The 19,194-nt window shown below is 68.3% G+C and carries 13 protein-coding genes; 3 read left to right on the top strand and 10 right to left on the bottom strand.

Features of this window, described 5'->3' with window-relative positions:
- Nucleotides 1-9: 9 nt before the first annotated feature.
- From eccCa to A5750_RS17250, 5 genes are all read right to left on the bottom strand, one after another.
- Nucleotides 10-3,996 (bottom strand): type VII secretion protein EccCa, encoded by a 3,987-nt coding sequence (eccCa, locus tag A5750_RS17270; RefSeq protein ID WP_067264440.1) that lies wholly within the window; start codon nucleotides 3,994-3,996, stop codon nucleotides 10-12.
- Nucleotides 3,993-5,591: a type VII secretion protein EccB gene (eccB, locus tag A5750_RS17265; RefSeq protein ID WP_066947424.1), complete on the bottom strand. Its 1,599-nt coding sequence runs from the start codon at nucleotides 5,589-5,591 to the stop codon at nucleotides 3,993-3,995. Before eccB ends, eccCa begins: the two co-directional genes overlap by 4 nt.
- On the bottom strand, nucleotides 5,588-7,441 hold the full coding sequence (gene eccA / locus A5750_RS17260) for a type VII secretion AAA-ATPase EccA (RefSeq protein WP_066947681.1): 1,854 nt from the start codon (nucleotides 7,439-7,441) through the stop codon (nucleotides 5,588-5,590). The genes eccB and eccA overlap by 4 nt, the downstream gene beginning before the upstream one ends.
- A gap of 345 nt (nucleotides 7,442-7,786) precedes the next feature.
- Nucleotides 7,787-9,268, bottom strand: coding sequence for a PPE domain-containing protein (locus A5750_RS17255; protein WP_067264437.1), 1,482 nt, complete (start codon nucleotides 9,266-9,268; stop codon nucleotides 7,787-7,789).
- 203 nt (nucleotides 9,269-9,471) lie between these two features.
- Nucleotides 9,472-10,377 (bottom strand): class I SAM-dependent methyltransferase, encoded by a 906-nt coding sequence (locus A5750_RS17250; protein ID WP_066947417.1) that lies wholly within the window; start codon nucleotides 10,375-10,377, stop codon nucleotides 9,472-9,474.
- 132 nt (nucleotides 10,378-10,509) lie between these two features.
- On the opposite strand from A5750_RS17250, the gene A5750_RS17245 reads away from it, so the two are divergent.
- Nucleotides 10,510-10,980 (top strand): DIP1984 family protein, encoded by a 471-nt coding sequence (locus tag A5750_RS17245; protein WP_066947414.1) that lies wholly within the window; start codon nucleotides 10,510-10,512, stop codon nucleotides 10,978-10,980.
- A 227-nt stretch (nucleotides 10,981-11,207) separates the two neighbouring features.
- Here A5750_RS17245 and A5750_RS17240 read toward each other — a convergent pair whose 3' ends face one another.
- From A5750_RS17240 to A5750_RS25455, 5 genes are all read right to left on the bottom strand, one after another.
- On the bottom strand, nucleotides 11,208-11,522 hold the full coding sequence (locus A5750_RS17240) for a hypothetical protein (RefSeq protein WP_067264456.1): 315 nt from the start codon (nucleotides 11,520-11,522) through the stop codon (nucleotides 11,208-11,210).
- 255 nt (nucleotides 11,523-11,777) lie between these two features.
- Nucleotides 11,778-13,784 (bottom strand): serine/threonine-protein kinase, encoded by a 2,007-nt coding sequence (locus A5750_RS17235; protein ID WP_067264435.1) that lies wholly within the window; start codon nucleotides 13,782-13,784, stop codon nucleotides 11,778-11,780.
- A gap of 7 nt (nucleotides 13,785-13,791) precedes the next feature.
- Nucleotides 13,792-15,000 carry a hypothetical protein gene (locus A5750_RS17230; RefSeq protein ID WP_067264433.1) on the bottom strand — a complete coding sequence of 403 codons (1,209 nt, stop codon included), beginning with the start codon at nucleotides 14,998-15,000 and terminating at the stop codon, nucleotides 13,792-13,794.
- Nucleotides 14,997-16,493, bottom strand: coding sequence for a hypothetical protein (locus tag A5750_RS17225; protein WP_231989237.1), 1,497 nt, complete (start codon nucleotides 16,491-16,493; stop codon nucleotides 14,997-14,999). Before A5750_RS17225 ends, A5750_RS17230 begins: the two co-directional genes overlap by 4 nt.
- Nucleotides 16,494-16,648: 155 nt before the next feature.
- Nucleotides 16,649-17,782 carry a sensor domain-containing protein gene (locus tag A5750_RS25455; RefSeq protein WP_082959137.1) on the bottom strand — a complete coding sequence of 378 codons (1,134 nt, stop codon included), beginning with the start codon at nucleotides 17,780-17,782 and terminating at the stop codon, nucleotides 16,649-16,651.
- 116 nt (nucleotides 17,783-17,898) lie between these two features.
- Here A5750_RS25455 and A5750_RS17215 point away from each other — a divergent pair, with 116 nt between their 5' ends.
- Nucleotides 17,899-18,687 (top strand): sensor domain-containing protein, encoded by a 789-nt coding sequence (locus A5750_RS17215; RefSeq protein ID WP_082948057.1) that lies wholly within the window; start codon nucleotides 17,899-17,901, stop codon nucleotides 18,685-18,687.
- A 69-nt stretch (nucleotides 18,688-18,756) separates the two neighbouring features.
- Nucleotides 18,757-19,191, top strand: coding sequence for a hypothetical protein (locus tag A5750_RS17210; protein WP_156664349.1), 435 nt, complete (start codon nucleotides 18,757-18,759; stop codon nucleotides 19,189-19,191).
- The last annotated feature ends 3 nt before the right edge of the window (nucleotides 19,192-19,194 follow it).

Below are 19,194 nucleotides of genomic sequence, written 5' to 3'. Positions count from 1 at the left end.
ACTCTCCCCTTACTGTTGCGTTTCACCAAACATCGCGGCCTCACCCACCAACGGGTTGACCAACTGGACGTACGTCGGACTATCGCTGTCGCCCAATAAGATCGCCCGCCCGGCCGGCAACCGGCCGAATCGCTGACCCCGGATCTTGCCGCTGTCCTGCGGATTGCCCGCCAGCATCAGCGTCGTCGCCTGCAGGTCGTTGAAGCGGCGCAGCAGCGGATTGGTCATCAGCGCGTGCCCGGATCCGGTCGCCCGCGCCGTTACGATCACCCGCAGGCCCAAATCGGCCGCCTGCGAGAGGATTCCGATCAGCGGGGACCACGGACGCTGCCCGATGTAGGGGCCGCTCATCGCCGGCGAGTCCGGTATCTGGTCGACATCGTCGATGATCAGGTAGTGGGTGTGCCCCGAATACGTCCAGCGGGCCAGCTCACCGGGCGACAACCCCGCCGGAGGGCGCCGCGACTCGATGATGTTGGCCAGCCCCAGCATCGCCGGGATGATCCGGTCGATGTTGGCGGTGTACTCGTTGTCGGCGAACAAGGGCTCGTCGACCAGGTGCAGCCGCCGGTCCAGCACGGTGAAGGCCACCTGGTCGGCGGTGGAGTTCTCGCGGATGGTGCGAATGATGTGGCGCAGCAACGTGGTCTTGCCCGACTTGCTGTCGCCGAACACCATCAGCAGCGGCTCGTCGGCGAAGTTGACGACGACGGGGGCGAGATCGTCCTCGCGCTGGCCGATGACCACCTGCTCGGGGCCGCGGTAGAGCGCGCCGACCGCCGCGGGGGCGAGGTTGGTCGGCAACAGACGCACCGGCGGCGCGGCCACGCCCGGGTGGCGGGCGTTGAGCGCGGCGATCTGGTCCAGCTCCGGCGCGGCGAACAGGAAGTGCTCGGCGGCCATCGTCAAGCCGCGGCCCGGCTGGTCGTGCGGCACGGACTCCGCGGGGCGCCGCAGCGCGCCGACGAGTCGGACGTTGCTGTCCCGCGGATCGTGCAGCTTGAGCTCGAGGCGCAGCCCGAGACCGTCGCGCATCGCCAGCGGCACCTCGAGCCAGCTCGGGGTGGTGATCACGACGTGGATGCCGTAGGCGAGCCCGACGTTGACCAACTCGCTCACCTTGGCCAGCAAGGGATTACGGGTGTTGAACTGGTCGGTGTTGTCCCGGCCGAACGCATACAGGTTGTCGATGACCAGGAACACCTCGCCGTACCCGTCGTCGGGGGCGGCGCCGTGCCGGTCGCGGAACACCTCGCGCCGCTGCCGGGACAGCAGCAACTGCTCCAGCTCGCCGAAGGTGCGCCGGATGCGCTCGGGTTCCAGCGCGGAGGCCACGCTGCCGACATGCGCCAGGTCTTCCAGCGCCCGCAGCTTGCCGCCGCCGTAGTCCAGGCAGTAGAACGTGACGTCGCGTGGCGAGTGCAGGCTGGCCGCCGACAGGATGAACGTCTGCAGGGCAGTCGATTTCCCGGACTTGGGGCCGCCGTGGATCACCACGTTTGCCGCCGACGAGGTGGCGTCGAACATCAGCGGGTCGCGGCGCATCTCGAAGGGTTTGTCGATCTCGCCGAGCGGCCACTGCCACTGGCGCTGGGCCACCCCGGCGCGCGCCAGCACGGCGGTCAGCGGGATCGGCTCGTCCAGCGGCGGCAGCCACAGCTGCGGCGCACGCGGGCCGTAGCGCGCCAACTGGTCGCCGATGGTGGCGATCAACTTGCGCGGCGGTCCGGTGAATTCCTCGTCGTCGGCCACCGAGATCACCGTGTCCTGATCCGGCTCGACCCGACCGGCCGTGAACAGCTTGGGCTCCGGGGTTGCCTGCACCACAAAGGATTTGGCCTTCTGCGGCGGATCGTAGATGCCGTCGACGTAGGTGCTGCGGAATTTGATCGGGGCCGCGCCCGGGGCGGGCACCAGGAAGCCCACGCCCTTGTGCTCCTTGCCCGATTCGATGTGGTACGCGTCCTCCACGCCGATGATTTGGCGGGACACGCTGGGACTGGCCACCTTCAACCCGATCCGGTAGGAGGTGTTCTTGTCGATGTCCTTGATCTTGCCCACGTCCAGCGTCTGCGACGCGAACAGGATGTGGATGCGGAACGAGCGGCCCTTGCGGGCCACGTAATCGAACAACTCCGCGTATTCCGGGTGATCGGCCAGCATCAAGGTGAACTCGTCGGCGACCACGAACAGCGTCGGGATCGGCGGAAGATCCTCGGCGCCCTGCGCACCCGAATTTTGCGCGTCCTCGTATTCCACCACCGAGTTGAACGCGCTGCCCTGCACGCGGCGCCCGGCCTCACGCAGCAGCGTTTCGCGGCGGGCCACCTCCCCGCGCAGCGTGTCGGCGAACCGGTCGGCCAGCGACTTCTTCTCGGCCATGTTGGAGATCACCGCGACGACCTGGGGGAAGTGGCGGAAGCTGTCGGCACCGGCCTCGCCCTTGAAGTCCGCGTAGATCACGATCAGCCGATCCGCCGAATGAGTTGTCAACAGCGACAACAGGATCGACATCAAGGTCTGGGACTTTCCGGAGCCCGTCATACCGATCATCAGGCCGTGCGGGCCCATCCCGCCCTCGGCTTCGTCCTTCAGGTCGAAGAACAGCGGCTCGCCCGTCGCGGTGACGCCGATGGGTACGCGCAACTCGTCCTCGCGGCGGCGCGGCGCCCACAGTGTGGGCACGTCAAGCCGCGAGGCGTCCGGGATGCCCAGCAGCGTGGTGAAGGTCGCGCCGCGGGTGGCCGCCGAGCGCAACCCGGTGTGGGTCGGGTTGGAGTCCCAGCGCGACAGTTGGCGCGCCAGGTGGGCTGCCTCGTCGGCGCCGAGCCGGTCGGCGTCGTCGATGTAGGGCTGCCAGCCGCCGGTCTGCCAGCGCTCCAGGGCCCCCGCTCGGCTGCCCTCGCGGATGACGCGCAGGATGGGCTTCTCCGGATCCGAATACTGCTCGCGGTGCGGCGGTGTCGCGGAGCGGTGCACGACGGTGACGCCCGCGCGGCCCAGCGCCAACGTCGAGGTGTTCAGGTCGAAGTCGGGGTCGTCCACCACGATGAGCAGATGCCGCAGCGCGTCGGCGGGCTCCCCGGTGAACGCCGGGCGATCGACGAACGCGGGACCCAGCAGCAGGACGAGCTCGTCGGGGTTGGTCGTCAGGAAACGAGCCGGCCCGACGCCGTCGAGCTCGCCCGGAACATCGGTGTGCGGAAGCCATTTCAGCCAGGACCAATCCGGGCTCTCCAGGTCGCGGGCGACCAGTGCCACCCCCAGCACCGTCGGGTCGTGCCACGTCACGGCCTGGGCGATCCAGGCGCGCATCGCCGCCCGCGCGTCCTCCGCCTCACCCAGAACGGTGATCCGCGAGACCTTCGTCAGGTCGATTCCGGTCGGCAAGTCCCGCACGATGCGGTGGGTGTCGAGCAGACTGCGTAATGCGCTGTGCGACACCGGCTCCAGGTCGATTTCGTCCGCGGTGTCGTTCACCCGCAGCGCGGTGCTCAGCGGGACCTGGTGGCGGCCGGCCCGTAGCACCAGGAAGTCCGGGTCGTGCGGGTCACGCTCCCACTGCCGGCGCGATCCGGGCACGCTCGCCAGGGCGGTCGGCTCGGGGTGCGACCACTCGGCCGCCGCCCGCTGCTGGGCGGCCTGGGTGCGGATGTTGTCGCGAACCACCGACAGGTAGCGCAGGTAGTCGGCGCGTTCGGCGTCGACCTCCTCGGTGCGCGTCTTGTTGTCGTTGCCGCGGTACATCGCGGTGGCCGCGAGCAGCAGCACGAACGGGAAGAACAGCGTCTGCGGGGAGATCAGCCGCATCCCGGTGGCGAACAGGGCGACCACCATGCCCACGATCAGGATCACCAGCACATAGGGCATCGCCCGGCGCAGGAACGACGGCGGGATCACGCGCGGCAGCTCGGGGGGCGCCTCGATGTTGATGGTGCCCTTGCGGGTAACCGGGGGCGCCAGCCGGCGGCGGGCTTCGAAGATGAGTCGGCTCATCGGGGCGCTCCCTCTGCTGATGCCACGCGGCCGGGCTTGTTGTCGGGTGCCAGCCCGTCGTGCGCCAGCAGCGCATCGGCGCGCGACAGCGCCGGGCCGCTGGCGAACAGTGCCAGCACCGACCACGGGACGGGCACCGCCGGCTCCGTCAGGCCAAGGGCCTCAACTGTTTTGCCGCGTCCGGCGGCCGAATTCTCCGCCTCGTTGTCGATGCCGTAGCGGACCCCGGTGTCGGACACCCAGAACAGCGACCCGGTGCCGGGCGCGCCTGCGCCGCCGGTGACGGTCTGGGCGAAGTAGCCGGTGCCCGGTGCCAGGGCGACGCGGGTGGCGGTTGCCGGGGAGGCGCCGACCAGGTCGACGGTGCGGATCGATTCGGGCACCGGCGGCGCGGAGCCGGACAGCAGGCTCAGCGAGCTGGTGGCGGCACCGGCAGGCTTGCTCCAGTAGGCGCAGGTGACGGGGTCCTTGGCCGCGTCGACCAGGGTGACCTGCTGGTCGGGGTAGCGCGAGGTGTCCAGCATCCGCGACACCGGCAGCTTGGCGACCGCGTCGGCACCCAGCCGCGGCGGTTGGTCCAGGCCGTAGGAGTTGGTGTTGCGCAGGATCGCCGCGAGCACCGGGGAGATGGGCTGCAGGCCGTCCGGCAACACCGCGTAGTAGCGCGCCGCACCCGATGAATTCTGGTCCAGCGCATAGGAAACCACGACCGCCCCGATCGGCGCCGGCACGCTGAAGCCGGCGGGCGCACCGGCGTTCGGAATGCCCGGCGCCGCAAGTGGCGGCGCTTCGGGGATCGCGTTGAACAGCCCCAGCGCGATGGGCCGCGGGGCCGGCACTTCGGAGTTGTTGAGACCCAAGCCAAGCGCATTGGTGACCGCGTGGTCGGCCAGGTTGATCTGGCTGCGCCTGCCGTCCCAGAGCAGCCAGGTGCTGTTGCCGCTATCCACCAGGATCGCCTGTCTGGCATCGAGTTTGGCCGCCCGCGCGCCGCTGCTGTCGGGGCGGCCCGCGATCACCGTGACACCCGTGCTGTGCACGGCGCGCGACGTGCCGCCGATGCCGTCGCACACGGTCCAGTTGGCGTCGCGAGTGGTGTTTTGCACCATGCGTTCTGGCGCGCCGGGAATGCCGATCAGGTTGCCACGCGGAAACCGGTCCAGCTCAGTGCTTTTGACCGTCGCGGGATTCACCGGCTTCCCGACAATCAAGCGGGCCGACGTCAGGTTGAGCACCGGGTGCAGCTGGTCGCCCACCCGTACGTACAGAGCGGCGGTCGATCGATCGGCGAGCACCGCGTTGGTCCCCGCGGTCCCGTTGGGCCGAATGAGCGAGAACACGAAGCAGCCCGCCAAGCCGGTGGCAAGCAGGACCACGCCCATCAGCACCGCGCGCGACTGGGTGCGCAGCGGGTCAACAAGCATCCTGGTGTCGTGCAAGGCGATGCCGGAAGCGATACGCCGCATTACGAAGCGCCAGCCGGTGACCTGGTGGCGGGTGACGAAACCGCGCCGATACTCGACCTTGTCGGGATTGTCGTTGACCGGGGTCCGCGAGGCGAACGAACGCCGCTCGTCCGCTTCAGGATTCGTCATGAGGGCACCGACAGTCCGAGGCCGCGCAACAACGGCTCCACCGAGTTCTCGACGTCTTGGTCGGTTATCGTCATCAGCTCCTCGTCACTGAATTCCCCGGTCCCGGCGTGATCCGAATGGTCGAGCCGGAATTCCCGTTCTTCCTCGGAGCGTTCGACGATGTTGCGGACGAATCGACCGTTGCCGGCGATGTCCAAGTTGCGCCGCGAGATTCCGTTGGCGTCCGGCGTCGACTCGGTGGCCAGCCTGGTGAACAACGCCTCCATGTGGTCGAGCGCGGCCTGTTCGAAGAGGCTGTCGCGCTGTTCGGCCATCTTGGTCGCGATCTCGACGAGCTCCGACGGTGCGTAGGAAGGGAAGTCGATGTTGCGGGTGAACCGGGAACGCAAGCCCTCGTTGGTGTCCAGGAACTTGTCGAGGTCGGCCCGGTATCCGGCGATGATGACCACCAGCCGGTCGCGGTCGTTCTCCATCCGCGCCAGCAGGGTATCAATGGCGACCAGCCCGAAGTCGTTCTTGGCGCCCGTGGCCACCAGGGCGTAGGCCTCGTCGAGGAACAGCACCCCGTCCAGCGCGCTGTCGATGATCGCGTTGGTCTTGGCCTCGGTCTCACCGATGTGCTGGCCGATCAGGTCGGCACGGTGCACCTCTCGGATGTTTTCTCGCTTCAAAAGCCCAAGGCCGCAATAGATCTTGGCGACCACACGGGCGATGGTGGTCTTACCGGTGCCGGGCGGCCCGGCGAAGACGAGGTGGTGGGCGCGCTGCGCGACGGCCAGCCCACGCTGCTTGCGCACGAGTTCCATGGCGACCGAGCTCTTCAGCCGGGACACCTGGTTCTTGACCTCGTCCAGGCCGATGAATTCGGCGAGCTGGAGTTCGGCCTCGTGCAGCAACACGGACTTGCGCTCGTGGGCCGCCGGGTCGACGAAGTCCTCCGCGCTGGGCTCGGTTTCCGGATCCCAAGGGTCGGTGCGCGCCTCGATCCGGGCCGCGGTGGTGGTCACGATCCCAAAGCTGGTGTCGGACAGGGCCTGTTCGATCTGTTCGTTTTCCGGGTGGCCCGCGTACAGGTCCTGCAGGACTTCGCTCGCCGAATCCTCGTCGACGTGCGCGCGCAGCACGAGCGCCTTGGCGAGCGCCCCGTCGACCGCCGCGACCGCGACGGGACCGTCGGGCTCCTCGAGGTACGACAGCGCCGGGGCGAACATGCCCAGCCGAGCCAACGCGATGCCCAGGGCGATCTTGGCCGCGTGGGAGAAGGCTTCGTCGAGGTCGGCGTCATTGACGACGGGCGTCAACAACTTGACCACGTCCGACCACCGCTCGGCGCGGTAGTTGATGACGACGGTGACCCATCGGGCTTCGCGCCAATTGGGGCGGCGCGCCGTCAGGCCGGTGACGATCTGGTCGGCCTCGGCGAACCGGCCGGCCGTCCCCAGGGCCGCCGCGTAGGCGAGGTGGAAGTCGTCGGGGGTGGCGGCGCGGAACTGCAGATACAGCCCGGTGTCGTAGCGGAACCCGAGCGCCCCGGGCGCCAGGTCAACTTTGCGCTGCAACGTGCCGGCCGTGGTCGCGGTCTGCGACACCGCCTCCAGCACCCGGAGGGACACATCGCCGGCGGCCGCCAGTCCGGTCCAGGCGTCGCACTGGTCGTGGGCGATGCGGGTCAGCGCGGTGAAGCCGGACCGCGCGGCGGTGAGGTCGGCCGGGCGCTGGCGTTGGTACACCGAGATGCCGAGCGCGCGGCAGCAGGTGGCGAAGCGGCTGACGACGTCGCCGTCAACCCTGACGTCCGCTCGAGAACTGACGGGTTGAGCTGCGAGCACGCCGGTGTCACCGAGTTCCACGGCCACGTCTCTCCATTTGTGTAGCCTCCCCTAACCTAACCCGCCTGAAGTTAGCATTGCATAAGCTAAGTGTCGAGGCGCGAGCGCCCGTCCGGCTCACCACACCACTCCCCGTTCAAAACCGCTAATGAGGATGCTAACCAGCAAAATCAGCCGCATTTTCGGTCTATCTGCGGCCGCAGCAGGTTCGCAGGCCGTTGTCAGCGCCTTCTAAGCGGCCGAGCTTATCGAAAATCATTTTCATTATCAATCCGAGGGTCCCCCGCCGCGCCGGTCGCCGGACAAGCCAGTAGTCGTACCCCGTAGGAGAAAAGTTCCGGTCCCGGGCATGCCGATCCGGGCCCGCTAGTCCGGCTCCCAGGAGCCCGGCAACATGGGCAGTGCCGGGCCGCCGCCGAACTCGTCGCCGGCCAGCGTCGCCAGGCCCGCCGCGGCGGCGCCGCCCTTGCGCGCCGTTCCGGCGAAACCCAGCGGCCCGGCGCCGCGATCCGATGCGACCGACCACCCCGCCTCGTCTGGCGGATCGCCCGCGGTGTCGGTATCCGGATCCAGGTCGACATACTCGTAGCCGCGGTAGCGATCTTTCATCGCCGCCCGCCGGCCCCGGCGGGCCCGCTGCGCTTCCCGTGCCGATGCCGACGCCGCCGCGGCGGCCGCGGCCGAATCGGGCTCCGGTGCCTTGCGTTGCGCGCGGCCGCTGGCGCCCGCGCCGGAGCCCACGGTCGGACCGCCGACGATGTACGGAAAGGCGGCGCCCCCGGCGCCGGCGGGTGGCGGCGGCGTTCCGGTCGCCGGCACCGAGGCCGGCGCGGGTGCCGGTGCCGCCGACGTAGGGGTAGGAGACGGTGCCGGCGCCGCGGCCGGGGCCGAGGCGGCGCTCACGACTACCGGAGCGCCGCTGACGACAGGCGCATTGGGAGCCGGGGCCACCGGTGCCGGCGCAGCGACGGGAGTTGGGGCCGGCTGGATGCCGGCCATCAGACTCAAGCCTGCTATGCCCCCCGCAAATGCACCCGGCACGATGAACGGAACGGCAGCCAGCTGAGGGAACGCTTGAAGGGCCTCGCCCACGTGGGTGAACTCGTCAGCGATCAGACCGGCGGGCCCGAAAATGTCTTGTAGCAAATCCTCTATTGCGTCGGCCGGGTTCGTGGGAAACTCCGCCAAATCTCTTCCTATGGTCTGGAAAATCTCCGTGAATCGGTTGATCCACCAGCTCAGCTGGTACGGGTTACCGCCGTCATTGTCGACGATTCCGTCGTCGTCACTGTCTTGGCCGCTGTCGGTGGCCTGCACGATTTGTGGCGCGGGCCCCGTCTCTGGCGCCGAAGCCACCGCGGCGCTGGACACCGCCTGATACGTGGACATCGTGGTGGCCGCCTGGACCCACATCCGCGCGTAGTCCGCCTCGTTGACGGCGATCGGAATGGTGTTGACGCCGAAAAAGTTCGTCGCCACCAAGGCGCCGTGAATCGTGTGGTTGGCGGCCAGCTCGGGCAGCGTCGGCATGGCCGCCAGCGCCGCCGTGTAAGCCGTGGCCGCGGTCTCGTGCCGGGCGGCGGCCGCCGCGCTGTTGGTGCTGGCCCGCATCAGCCAAGCCAGGTAGGGCGCGTGGGCGGCGACGTACTGCTCGGAGGTGGGCCCCTCCCACGCCCCGGCCTGCGTCGCGGCCAGGGTCGCGGACAGCTCGTCCGCCGCCGACGCGTAGGTCGTGCTCAGCGAACTCCACGCCGCCGAGGCGGCCAGCAGTCCCGCCGGGCCGGGACCGCTGCTCAGCTGAGCTGAATGGACCTCCGGGGGGAACGCCATCCAGACCGGCGCGGTCATCCTCGGCTACCAGCCGAGCTATCGATCAAAGTGCGTCGCGCCATGCCAGGACTCCTCGCCGGGCTGAGAGCGACGTCGTCCGGGCTGTTGGGCGACGCACGGATGAGCCCGGTAGTAGTCGGGGCGCGGCGCGCAAAAGTTCCGGCGCGCGCTCAACTCAGGGAAAAGTCATTGAAAGCCCGGCGACTCCGGGCTGCCGGCTCTCAGCCTTTGACGGCGCTGACCAGGGTGTTCCGCGCCACCATCGACCCGGCGTCGGCGTCAGCGCCGGGCACCGGGCGGCCGTTTTCCCGAAGGTAGTCGGCCAACGGGGTGCCGACCGCGTTCCACCCCCGCTCGCCGAACCATTCGGTGGCGGGCGCGATCCGCTCGTTGTACACCAGCTGATAGAAGGGCCGTTCCGCGCCGGCGGCCATCGCGGCCCGTTCCTCCTCGCGTTTCGCCTCGAAGTCGTCCCGGTCGAGCGGGGCGCCGTCCTCGACGGCGACGTGGCTGCCCGGCGCGGCCATGCCGTCGATGCCGTTGAACAGCTGCTCCTGCGCGGTGGCGGGTAGGTAGATGAGCAGGCCTTCGGCTATCCAGGCCGACGGCTTGGTGGCGTCGAATCCGCTGTCGCGCAGCGCTTGCGGCCAGTCGTCCCGCAGGTCCACCGCGATCTCCCGGCGCTGGGTCTTCGGTTGGGCGCCGTGGTCAGCGAGCACCTGACGCTTGAAATCGAGCACCTGCGGCTGGTCCAGTTCGAAGATGGTGGTCCCGGCGGGCCAGTCCAGGCGGTAGGCGCGGGAGTCCAGCCCCGCCGCCAGGATGACCACCTGGCGAACACCCGCGTCCGCGGCCCGGCGGAAGTACGCGTCGAAGTATTTGGTGCGGGCGCCCTGGAAGTTGACGAAGTGCTCGCCCCAGTCCGGGGTCTTCAGTTGGTGGTCGGGCAGCTTGCCGTCCAGGACATCGGCCGCCCACCCGCCCACGGCGCGGCAGAACACCTCCGCGTAGGGGTCGACGACCAGGGGGTCCGGCTTCTGCGCCTCCAACGCTCGGGCGGTCGCCACGAATAACGCCGTCGAACCGACACTTGTTGTGATGTCCCAGGTATCGCCTTCACTACGCACGAATCCGACAGTACCGGCGCTCGGCGACGGGCGGCCGCCCAGCTGATGCCGCGGGGTCGCCGGAGGCCGCTGAAGAGCCGTTATCGGACCTATCCTGTGTAAGCAGTTGCGCCACCCACCGGAGGGAGCATCATGAAGCTGGCCGAGGCGTTGTCACTGCGGGCCGATGCGCTGCGCCGCATTGAACAGCTGCGCACACGCATCGTGAGCAATGCCCGCTATCAGGAGGGCGAAGAACCGGCCGAAGATGCGGCAGCCTTGCTCGCTGAAGTCGAGGGCGTGCTCGTCGATTACGAAGCCTTGATCCGGCGGATCAATCGCACGAACGCAGCGACGACGATCGGCACAGACGGCACGCTGACCGATGCGTTGGCCCGGCGGGACGCGCTGCGCTGGCGTCACCATGTTCTCAAGAGCGCAGCGGACGCAGCCGCCGGGAGCAACCAGCAGGGTTACTCTCGACAACTGCGTTCTGAGCTAAAGATGTTGTCCGCCTTGACTGTTGCGAATGTGCGTCTTCAAGCCGATCAGGTGGCTCGCGAGCTTCGTGAGCTCGACGTGCGGATCCAGCGATCGAACTGGGAGGTAGACCTGTTGGAGTAATGGACCCGGGTGTAGCAGGTAGGCGTCGCGGAGGCGCGCACGAGCCCCGACCGGCGGGTCAAGTCCGGTCTCTCCTGGCGCACGAAGGGCAGTGCAGAGGGTTCGACTCCCTCGTTTACACCGCAGCCCCGCACTGGGCACAGGCGACAGGGCACAGCTAACAGCACATCACCGCGTGTGGATCCGTGACGGCGAGGGTGGGCATGGGGCATACACCGAGGCGCGAGTCAGAAGGTCCAGTTTCCGTTGCGCTGGATGACGAAGCCGTGCACGCCATACTGGACGTGCCGCGGGCCCGGAGGCTGGGTCGTCATTCCCTCGTTGGGCCCTGCGCGGCAGGCCAGCGAGTCGGAAGTGAGCGCTGCGCAAGCGACTCCGTTTCCGGCATCGAGTCTTCGACCGGCGGGCAGCAGCTTGGCGTTGTCATATGTGAGCTCTTCGTTGTGGTAGTGGCCGGGTGACACGGTTGAGGCGGAGACGGTGGACGAGGGTGGGGCGCCCACCGCCGCACCTGAGCACGTCACTCCACTTTCGGTGATCATGCTGACGACCATGTCACTTCCCCCGGTGTCTTGAAGACATAACCGGACATGCTCGGGTGGGGGCCAAAGTACGCATAGTCCGATGGATTGACCGCGGATAGGAGTCGACATTCGGAAATTGAGGAGCAGGTTGCCAAGGGTCTGCATGAGCGCTTGGTGGTTGCAAACTCGCGGGGAGCGATGCTACGGCCGCTGTGAGAACCGCAGCTACGGCCACGGGCTTGAGACACCGGTGCCGATCGCTAGACAGCATCGTCAGCGGATTTGGTTGCTGAGCTTGGGGACCAGTGCGGTGTTGAGGTAGCTGGTGGCCGCGGGGCCACCGGCGTTCAGCGCGGCGATGGTGGCGGGGTCGTCGACGATGACGAGGGTGCCGCCGAAGCTGCCGTACTTGGCGGGCAGGCCGGCGTATCCCCCGCCGCCGGCCCCGGGGTCGGTGCGCAGCAAGAGCATGACGTCGCTGCGTTGAGCGGCATAGTCGACGTCGTTGATGTCGAACGGGACTTGTGGGGGGCCACCCGGGCTGCGCTTGTAGTGAGTGTTGTAGCTGAAGCCGATGCTTTCCAGGTAGCTGCTCGGCGGTGACGGGGCCGCGGCGGCGGTCGTGCCGGTGCCCGTGTAGTCGACCACGACAACGGATTTGCCGGAAAAGGCGCGGTGCTCGGAACGGATCGTGTCCTGCTCGGATTGGGCCTTGTCGAGTAGGTCTTTGGCGGCCTCGGTGCGACCGAGGGCGGTGGCGATCCAATTCAGTTGCGCCTGCCAGGTCCAGTCTCTGGGGTTGTCGGCGGGCTGAGTGAGGGTGGGTGCGATGGCGGCCAATGAGTCATGGGTGGGCTGGTCGATATCGCCGGTGTCGATGATGAGGTCCGGTTTCGCGGCGGTGATGGCGCCGGTGTCGGCCGCGGCGAACACCGGTGGGGATGAATGGATCAGCGGTTGTAACCAGTTCGGCACGGTCGCGTTGGCGGCGTTCATCAGGACGGGTTGGGCGCCCAGCGAAAGGACCGCGTCGGGATCGCCGGGGCCCAGTGCAGCGATAGCCACCGGCCGGTGCTGCAGTTTGATGGTGCCGAACTTCGTGTTGAGGGTTTGTGGCTGATAAGGACCCGGGCTCCCGCCGGTGCGGCCGAACAGGTGGATTCTGAACACAATTGCCGCGACCAGCACCGCAACGAGGGCTGTCGCGGCCACTGCGAGGCGAGCGCGTTTGCGGCGCTTGGCTTTCCATACCGAATCGGGAGCCCCGGCCGGGGGTGGCGAGGGGGGAGCGCTTGCAAACCGTTGGGGCGCAGCATGGTTCGGGGTCCACGCCGGGCCGAACGCCGCCGGGGTGGGCGGTATGGTCGGTGGATAGGTCACGGTGGGATTGGTCGGGTTGCTTGCCGGTAGCCCGCTGGGCCCGGTGGCCGGCGCCGGCGCGGGACTGTTGGTCAGCGCGGCCGCGGTGGCGGCGGCCAGCGCGCCCGCGGTCTGGAAGCGCTGGTCGGGATCTTTAGCCAGCGCCCGGGCGATCACGTCGTCGATCGCGGGCGCCAGGGCGGGATTGATTTCGGTGGGGCGCGGAACGGGCCGCATCAAGTGTCCGGCCAACATCGCCGACAAGGAGTTGTCCTCGTAAGGGGTGCGGCTGGTCAGCAGCCGAAACAGAGCGCAACCCAACGAGTAGATGTCACTGCGGTGGTCGGCCGGGCGGCCCTCGATGGTCTCCGGGGCGGCGTAGGCAGCGGTGCCGACCATGGAGCCCGTCGCCGTCAAGTTTGTGGCGTCGTCGAGGGCGCGGGCAATGCCGAAGTCGGCCAACAACACCCGTTCGTGGTCGGTACCTGGCGCGAAGACCAGGAAGTTGCCGGGCTTGATGTCGCGGTGCAACACCCGCCGCGAGTGGGCGTAGTCGAGTGCGGCGGCGACGTCGGTGATGATGCGCACGATGCGGGCCGGAGTGAGGTTGGCGCGGTCCAAATCGTTCGCGGCGGTGCCTTCGACGTACTCCATGGCGATCCACAGCTGGCCGTCGTCGGTTTCGCCGCGGTTGTACACCCGCACGATGTTGGGGTGGTTCAGCGTGGCGGCCAGGTCGGCTTCGCGGGTGAACCGGACTCTGAATTGGCGGTCCACAGACAGCTCGGCGGACAGGATCTTCAGCGCGTCATTGCGGGGGAGCGTGGGATGACGGGCCAGATACACCGTGCCCATGCCGCCGGAGCCCAGCACGCCTTCGATGCGGTATCCGGCGATGATGGTTCCGACAGCGAGAGGCATTAGGGGCTCATTTCCCGGTCAGCATGCGATATTGGGCGGCCATCATCTGATGCAGCGCGTTCTCTTGCTCGCTTTGCATCTCGTAGGCGTAGCGATCCGCGCGGGCCACGCACCAGTAGCCCAACGTTTCGTTGAAGCATTTCGCCTTCGGCATGCCACTGATTCCGCCCACTTGATGCGGCCCGGTCATATCGGCGACGATGCGCGCCGCCGCCCCGGCGTCGGGGGTCTGATAGACCCTGGTTTCGAGGACGTACGCGACCTGCTGCACATTGGCCGATTTGAACAAGGCCTGCAGGTGAACCGGGTCACCGGTCTCCAGGAGTAGCGCTCCGTGCGCGTCATAGATGCCGTCGTTGATCGACTCGTTTTCTTGTCGGGGCGCCACGGTGCGTGACATCAGGCCGTCGGGATCCAATGGCAGCTGGGCTATCTGATCCGGCGGGGTGGGCCTGAAGCCGTCGATCAACGGCTGCTGCAAATCCAGTGCGGTGGCGATCAATTGAGCCGCAGCATCAGCCCTGTCGGCCGATGTCGCCGTTTGCGCCAGGACGTACTGGCCGTGGGCGGTCAGGGCGGTCACCGAGAACCGTGGACCGCCGGGTTCTGGGTATTGCGCGGTCCACTGGTAGGTCAGCGCGGCCGTCGCCGGATGACGCGGAATCGAAAACGGCTGTGTGGAAAGGGGTTTCGCCTCAAAGGGCATGGTCAAGGTGGCGCCTTTGGTGACCATGTCGGCGACCGCGGCCGTCGCGTCGGCCGGGCTGCCCAGTTCCAACACGATGTTGAGCAGCCCTTTGTAGGCGCCTTTTTCGGTGTGACGCGAACCGGAAAATCCAGCCACCAGGTTGTGGCCGCCCAGCCCCTCACCCATCGGGCTGCCCAACAGCGCGCTGACCGCGTCGGCATCTTTGACCACGCCGGAATCGATTTGCGCGTAGTCGATCAGGTCGGCGTCAACCTCCCAGGGGCCCACCACGGCGCCGGCCAGGCGGCGCCCTTCGACCCACCCGCCGCGCAGCGCGTCGCCGGCGACGCCGAGCGGCGGGCGCGGGGCGGTGGGAAAGTTCCCGGCATCAAGCAGGGCGAGGTCGACGCCGTCGGAACTGTCCGTCCCGGGCGCTTTAACAGCAGCCCCCGGGATGGTCGTAGTGCAAGCCACCGTCACCGCCGCGACCGCGACGGAGAGGGCACAGAGGCGGACGCGGCGCGTCATGCGGCTGTCAACATCAGATATTGGGCGGCGATGATCTGGTGGGCCTCAACTTCTTGGGCGGCAGTGGCTTTGAACGCGTAGCGGTCGGCGGTGGCGATGCACAGGAAGCGCACGGCACCCAGCTCCGTGCTGTCGAGGCCGCGGTCAAAGCAACGCGCCGATGGCAGTCCATTGATTCCGGGGGCGGAGTGATAGCTCAGGAAGGGCACGTCAATCCGGGCGAGCCCGTCGGCCGCCCGCTGGGCGCCGGTGGGATCGACTGCCTCGTAGACGGTGGTGCGGTCGGCGGCGACGTGGCCGATGCCCGCGTCGCTGTACATCGCCTGCGTCGCCACGGGATCAGACCGGAAATGCAGCGCGCCGTGCGGTGGATAGACCGCGGCCTGGTTGACGCTGGGGTCGGTGGCCGGCACGGTGCGGGCCAGCAGTCCGGTTGGGTCTGCGGGCAGGGCAGCCAGCTGGTCTACCGGTGTGGCTTGGAAGTGGTCGGCCAGCGGGCCTTGCAGGTCCAGGGTCTTGGCAACCATGTCAGCGACCGTGCCGGCGCTCTCTTTAGAGCCCGCGAACTGGAAGAAGACGTATGGGCCGTGAGCGGTGAACGCTTCGGCCTCAAAGCCTCCGGACAGGGGCGCGACGTTGGCAACTGTGTTGGGGTAGTGCGGGATTGACAGCCGGCTGGCCGGAATGTTGCCGGGCCGGACGGTGGCCATGTCGGCGGCGGCCATGGCCGCAGCGGCGTCGGTGGCGTCCTGCGGGCTGGGGAAGCGGAACACCCCGTTGTCCAGGATCCTGGGTTTGTCGGTGGGCGGTTGGCCGCGTGGCGGGGGTGGGGTGACGCGCCCGCTGACGAAGCCGGCCACGAAGCGATGCGCGGCGGCGATCGCGGCGATCGAATCACCACGCACCAGCGCCGAGAGCCGCCCCGGCTCGGGAAGCGCGGTGGTGGGCGCGATTTCGGCGCTCAGCGGACTGATCAGAGTCCCGTCGACCTGCCAGGGGCCCGCCACCATGTCTGCCATCCGCTGGGCTTCGACGCGGCGACCGGCTGCGTCGTCGGCGACGGTGCCCAGCGGTGGCCGCGGTCGACGCGGGTAGTTACCGGGGTCGAGCAGCGCCACGTTGGCCGCCGCGGGCGCCGGGCCGCCGGACTTGACGGCGCTACCGGTGACCACCGTCGAGCAGCCGGTGCCCACAGCGATCACCGCGGCCGCCGTGGCGATCAGCAACCGGGCCGACGATGCCACGCGTGGCCGCACACCAATTCGGTTGTCCAAGCGGCCCGTCCCGTGCGGACAGCCGGTCGCGGCGTCGGCGGAATCCACATGCCGGGCACCCGGTCGGCTCACCAACGCGGCCACCCGCTCACGGGCCGTCGTCGGGAGCGGTCGCGCGGCGCGTGCCCATCCCCCATCCCCCATCCCCTCATTTCGGCGCCCGCTGGCGGCCACCTGTGGCGATGCCGACCAGACCAGCAGAATGGTAATGGCTGCCACCAGCGGATCAGCTCCGTTCACTGATTTTGCTCATCATTGCCCTGGCGACATCACTCGCGTTCTGACCCGGATGGCGGAGCCGTCCACGATGCGACGTTGGGTGCCAACCGTATCCAACTCATCGCCCCCTCCTTTCTCACTCTCGCGGGCAGCGTTCAGCGGGTGGTGACGCGCTCGGCCATTTTGGTGGCGATGGTGATCGCTTGATCGGTGCGGTTTTCACCGCAGCTGCGCACGTCGATCACGATGTTGTTGCGCGCGGCCAGGGCCCGTTGACACTGCCACCCTCCACCGCCTTCCTGGGTGTTGGTGATGCTGAGCATGCCGTCATGGTTGGTGACGGTGCCCGCTGTCCAAATGCTGCTTGGGTGCCCCCGCTCCGTGAGGTGCAAGGTGGCGCCGCTGCACTTGGGCCAGGCCTGGGCTTGTTTGGCCGCGAAGTCGTTGGTCGCCTTGGCCGTGGCGAAATAGATCGCGGCACTGTGATTGCGGTGCCGAGCGCCGTCGCGGTCCTGCAGGGACTGCGTTCGCACCCCGATCCAGCCGCTGTTGTCGAGCTCTGAATCCAGCGCGGGGGTGTGGACCTCGCTGCACTCGGGGCGGTCGGTGCTCACGCCGCTGTACGCGTAGTCGTCCTTGCCGTTGTCGCCTGGTGGAGGACCGATGTCGGTTGTGCCCTCAATGCTGTTGATGGTCGCCACATCCAACATCAACCCGGGCAGCGCCGACAACGGCACCGTTGGCGCCTGCGGCGCCGGACCTGGGTCGACCGGCGCCGCGGATGTGGCCGGCGCGGGCATCAGTGTCGAACTGTCATCGGGGCTGCTGGCGGCATTGATCATCAGGCCGGCGCCCACCATGGCGACCACGACCGCGGCCCCGATGGCGATCCGGGCCCAGGTGGGCCGGCGCCGCGGGCGCTCCGGGGCGAACGAGGGTCGGTAGCCGGGGCTCGGCCCCCACACGGGCATCCCGGGCGGCGCCGGCGGCGCGCCGGGCGGGCCCGCATACGCGAACGGCCGGCGGGGCAAGACGGTAGTGACCTCCTCTCGGGGCCCGGCGGCGAGCGGCGCCGACCGGGCAGGTCCGTAGGCGCCGGGCGGCACCGGCGCGCTTCCCGGCGCAGGGCGCGTCGTGGTGGGCGTAGGCGGGTGCGGGTGGTGGGGCATCGAGTGTCCTTCGGGGATGAGGAACTGCGGGGACAGCGCGAACGACCGGCGTGGCCGGGCCGTGAGGACCAGCCCCCAGGGGTGAGGGGTACCGCCCGGCGCGGCAAGGTTGCGCTGCATGCTCCAAATTGAAACACAGCGCTCGGCACTGTGCAACGTTTCGAAACGTTGCACTGCTGCGCTTTTATTGCTAGCGTCTGCGTCATACCCGGACGAGCTGGCAGGAGGACCCCGACATGAGCGCTGTTTCGCTGCGTAACCAAGGTGGACCGATAAGCGGTGCCCCCAGTCAGGACACCGCCGGACGCCGACCCCGCTTCGCTCCCGTGGCGCGCTGGGCGATCCTCGCCGCGGTCACCCTGACCCTGTTGCTGAGCGGATGCACCACCACCAACACCGGGCACCCCGCGGCCGCCCCGGACCTGGGACGCTGGCAACCGCCCGCGATCCTGCCCCAGCACCTCGCCGATCTGCTGCTGAAGGAAGACGACGTCAATGCGATCGCCCACACCACCGGCATGGCCGTACGCAAGCCGGTGACGCGGATGTGGCACGACGAGGAGATGCTCACCAACCCCGGCTGCGTGGACACCTACTCACCCGCCGAAGCCACCGCCTACCAAGGCAGCAACTGGACGGCGCTGCAAGGGCAGATACTCGATGACGCCACACCTGCTGCGCGCGAGCATGCGCTGGTGCAGGTCCTGGTCGGCTTCCGGGACGCCGATTCGGCCCAGCAATTCTTCAGCAAGTCCAAGACACGCTGGTCCGGCTGCGCCAACAGCTCCATCACCATCACCCCGCCCGGTCACGCCCCCAGCAGCTGGGACCTCGGCGAGCTGCAGGCGACCGACACCTCCTTGGCCATCCTGCAAACCCGGCCCGGCGGCCGCGGCCCGATCTGCCAACGCGCCATGGGGCTGGTCAACAACGTCGTCATCGACACCCTCTGGTGCGGGTTCGATACCACCAGCCAAGCAACCGACATCGTCTCCAAAACCACCGCCACGATCTCGCAAGCCTGATCGACCCGTCGCAACATCCTTACCAGAACGCGTGAAAAACCCGATCCCCCAACCTCTTACGGAGTAATAATGCCTCAGCCACACCCCCAGCACCGACAGCCCTACGGGTACCCCCAGGCCTATCCCCCGGCGGCGCGGCCGGTTTACGGACCCGCACACGCACCGGCACACCGCGTGCCGCAGGCCGGCTACCCACCCCCGCCCCCTACGGGCAACCAACCGTTCTTCCAGGTACGGATCAGAAAACACACCGGCGCGATCATCCTGATGTTCAACCAGACCTACACCGTCACAGGAACTTTCGCCCAATGCGAAGCCGCACTGCACGACGCTCTATTGCACAATCTGCTCGCCGGTTGGTGGAGTATGGCTTCCATCTTGGGCTGGAACTGGTTCACCTTGCTCGAAAACCACAACGCGCGAAAGAATCTGCGACGCCAGGCCGCCCAGGCCTACGCCGCCACACGCCCGGCTCCCTGGACGCAGTCAGCGACACACGGATAATCC

Origin of the sequence: Mycobacterium sp. 852002-51613_SCH5001154 (assembly GCF_001667425.1) — a bacterium.
Taxonomy (GTDB): Bacteria; Actinomycetota; Actinomycetes; order Mycobacteriales; family Mycobacteriaceae; genus Mycobacterium.
This window is presented reverse-complemented; position numbering and strand designations above follow the sequence as displayed.

Bases quoted from the DNA above. Each gene is read 5' to 3' on its own strand.
- eccCa (WP_067264440.1), bottom strand. From the start codon at position 3,996: ATGAGCCGACTCATCTTCGAAGCCCGCCGCCGGCTGGCGCCCCCGGTT.
- eccB (WP_066947424.1), bottom strand. From the start codon at position 5,591: ATGACGAATCCTGAAGCGGACGAGCGGCGTTCGTTCGCCTCGCGGACC.
- A5750_RS17255 (WP_067264437.1), bottom strand. From the start codon at position 9,268: ATGACCGCGCCGGTCTGGATGGCGTTCCCCCCGGAGGTCCATTCAGCT.
- A5750_RS17245 (WP_066947414.1), top strand. From the start codon at position 10,510: ATGAAGCTGGCCGAGGCGTTGTCACTGCGGGCCGATGCGCTGCGCCGC.
- A5750_RS17240 (WP_067264456.1), bottom strand. From the start codon at position 11,522: ATGATCACCGAAAGTGGAGTGACGTGCTCAGGTGCGGCGGTGGGCGCC.
- A5750_RS17235 (WP_067264435.1), bottom strand. From the start codon at position 13,784: ATGCCTCTCGCTGTCGGAACCATCATCGCCGGATACCGCATCGAAGGC.
- A5750_RS17230 (WP_067264433.1), bottom strand. From the start codon at position 15,000: ATGACGCGCCGCGTCCGCCTCTGTGCCCTCTCCGTCGCGGTCGCGGCG.
- A5750_RS25455 (WP_082959137.1), bottom strand. From the start codon at position 17,782: ATGCAGCGCAACCTTGCCGCGCCGGGCGGTACCCCTCACCCCTGGGGG.
- A5750_RS17215 (WP_082948057.1), top strand. From the start codon at position 17,899: ATGAGCGCTGTTTCGCTGCGTAACCAAGGTGGACCGATAAGCGGTGCC.
- A5750_RS17210 (WP_156664349.1), top strand. From the start codon at position 18,757: ATGCCTCAGCCACACCCCCAGCACCGACAGCCCTACGGGTACCCCCAG.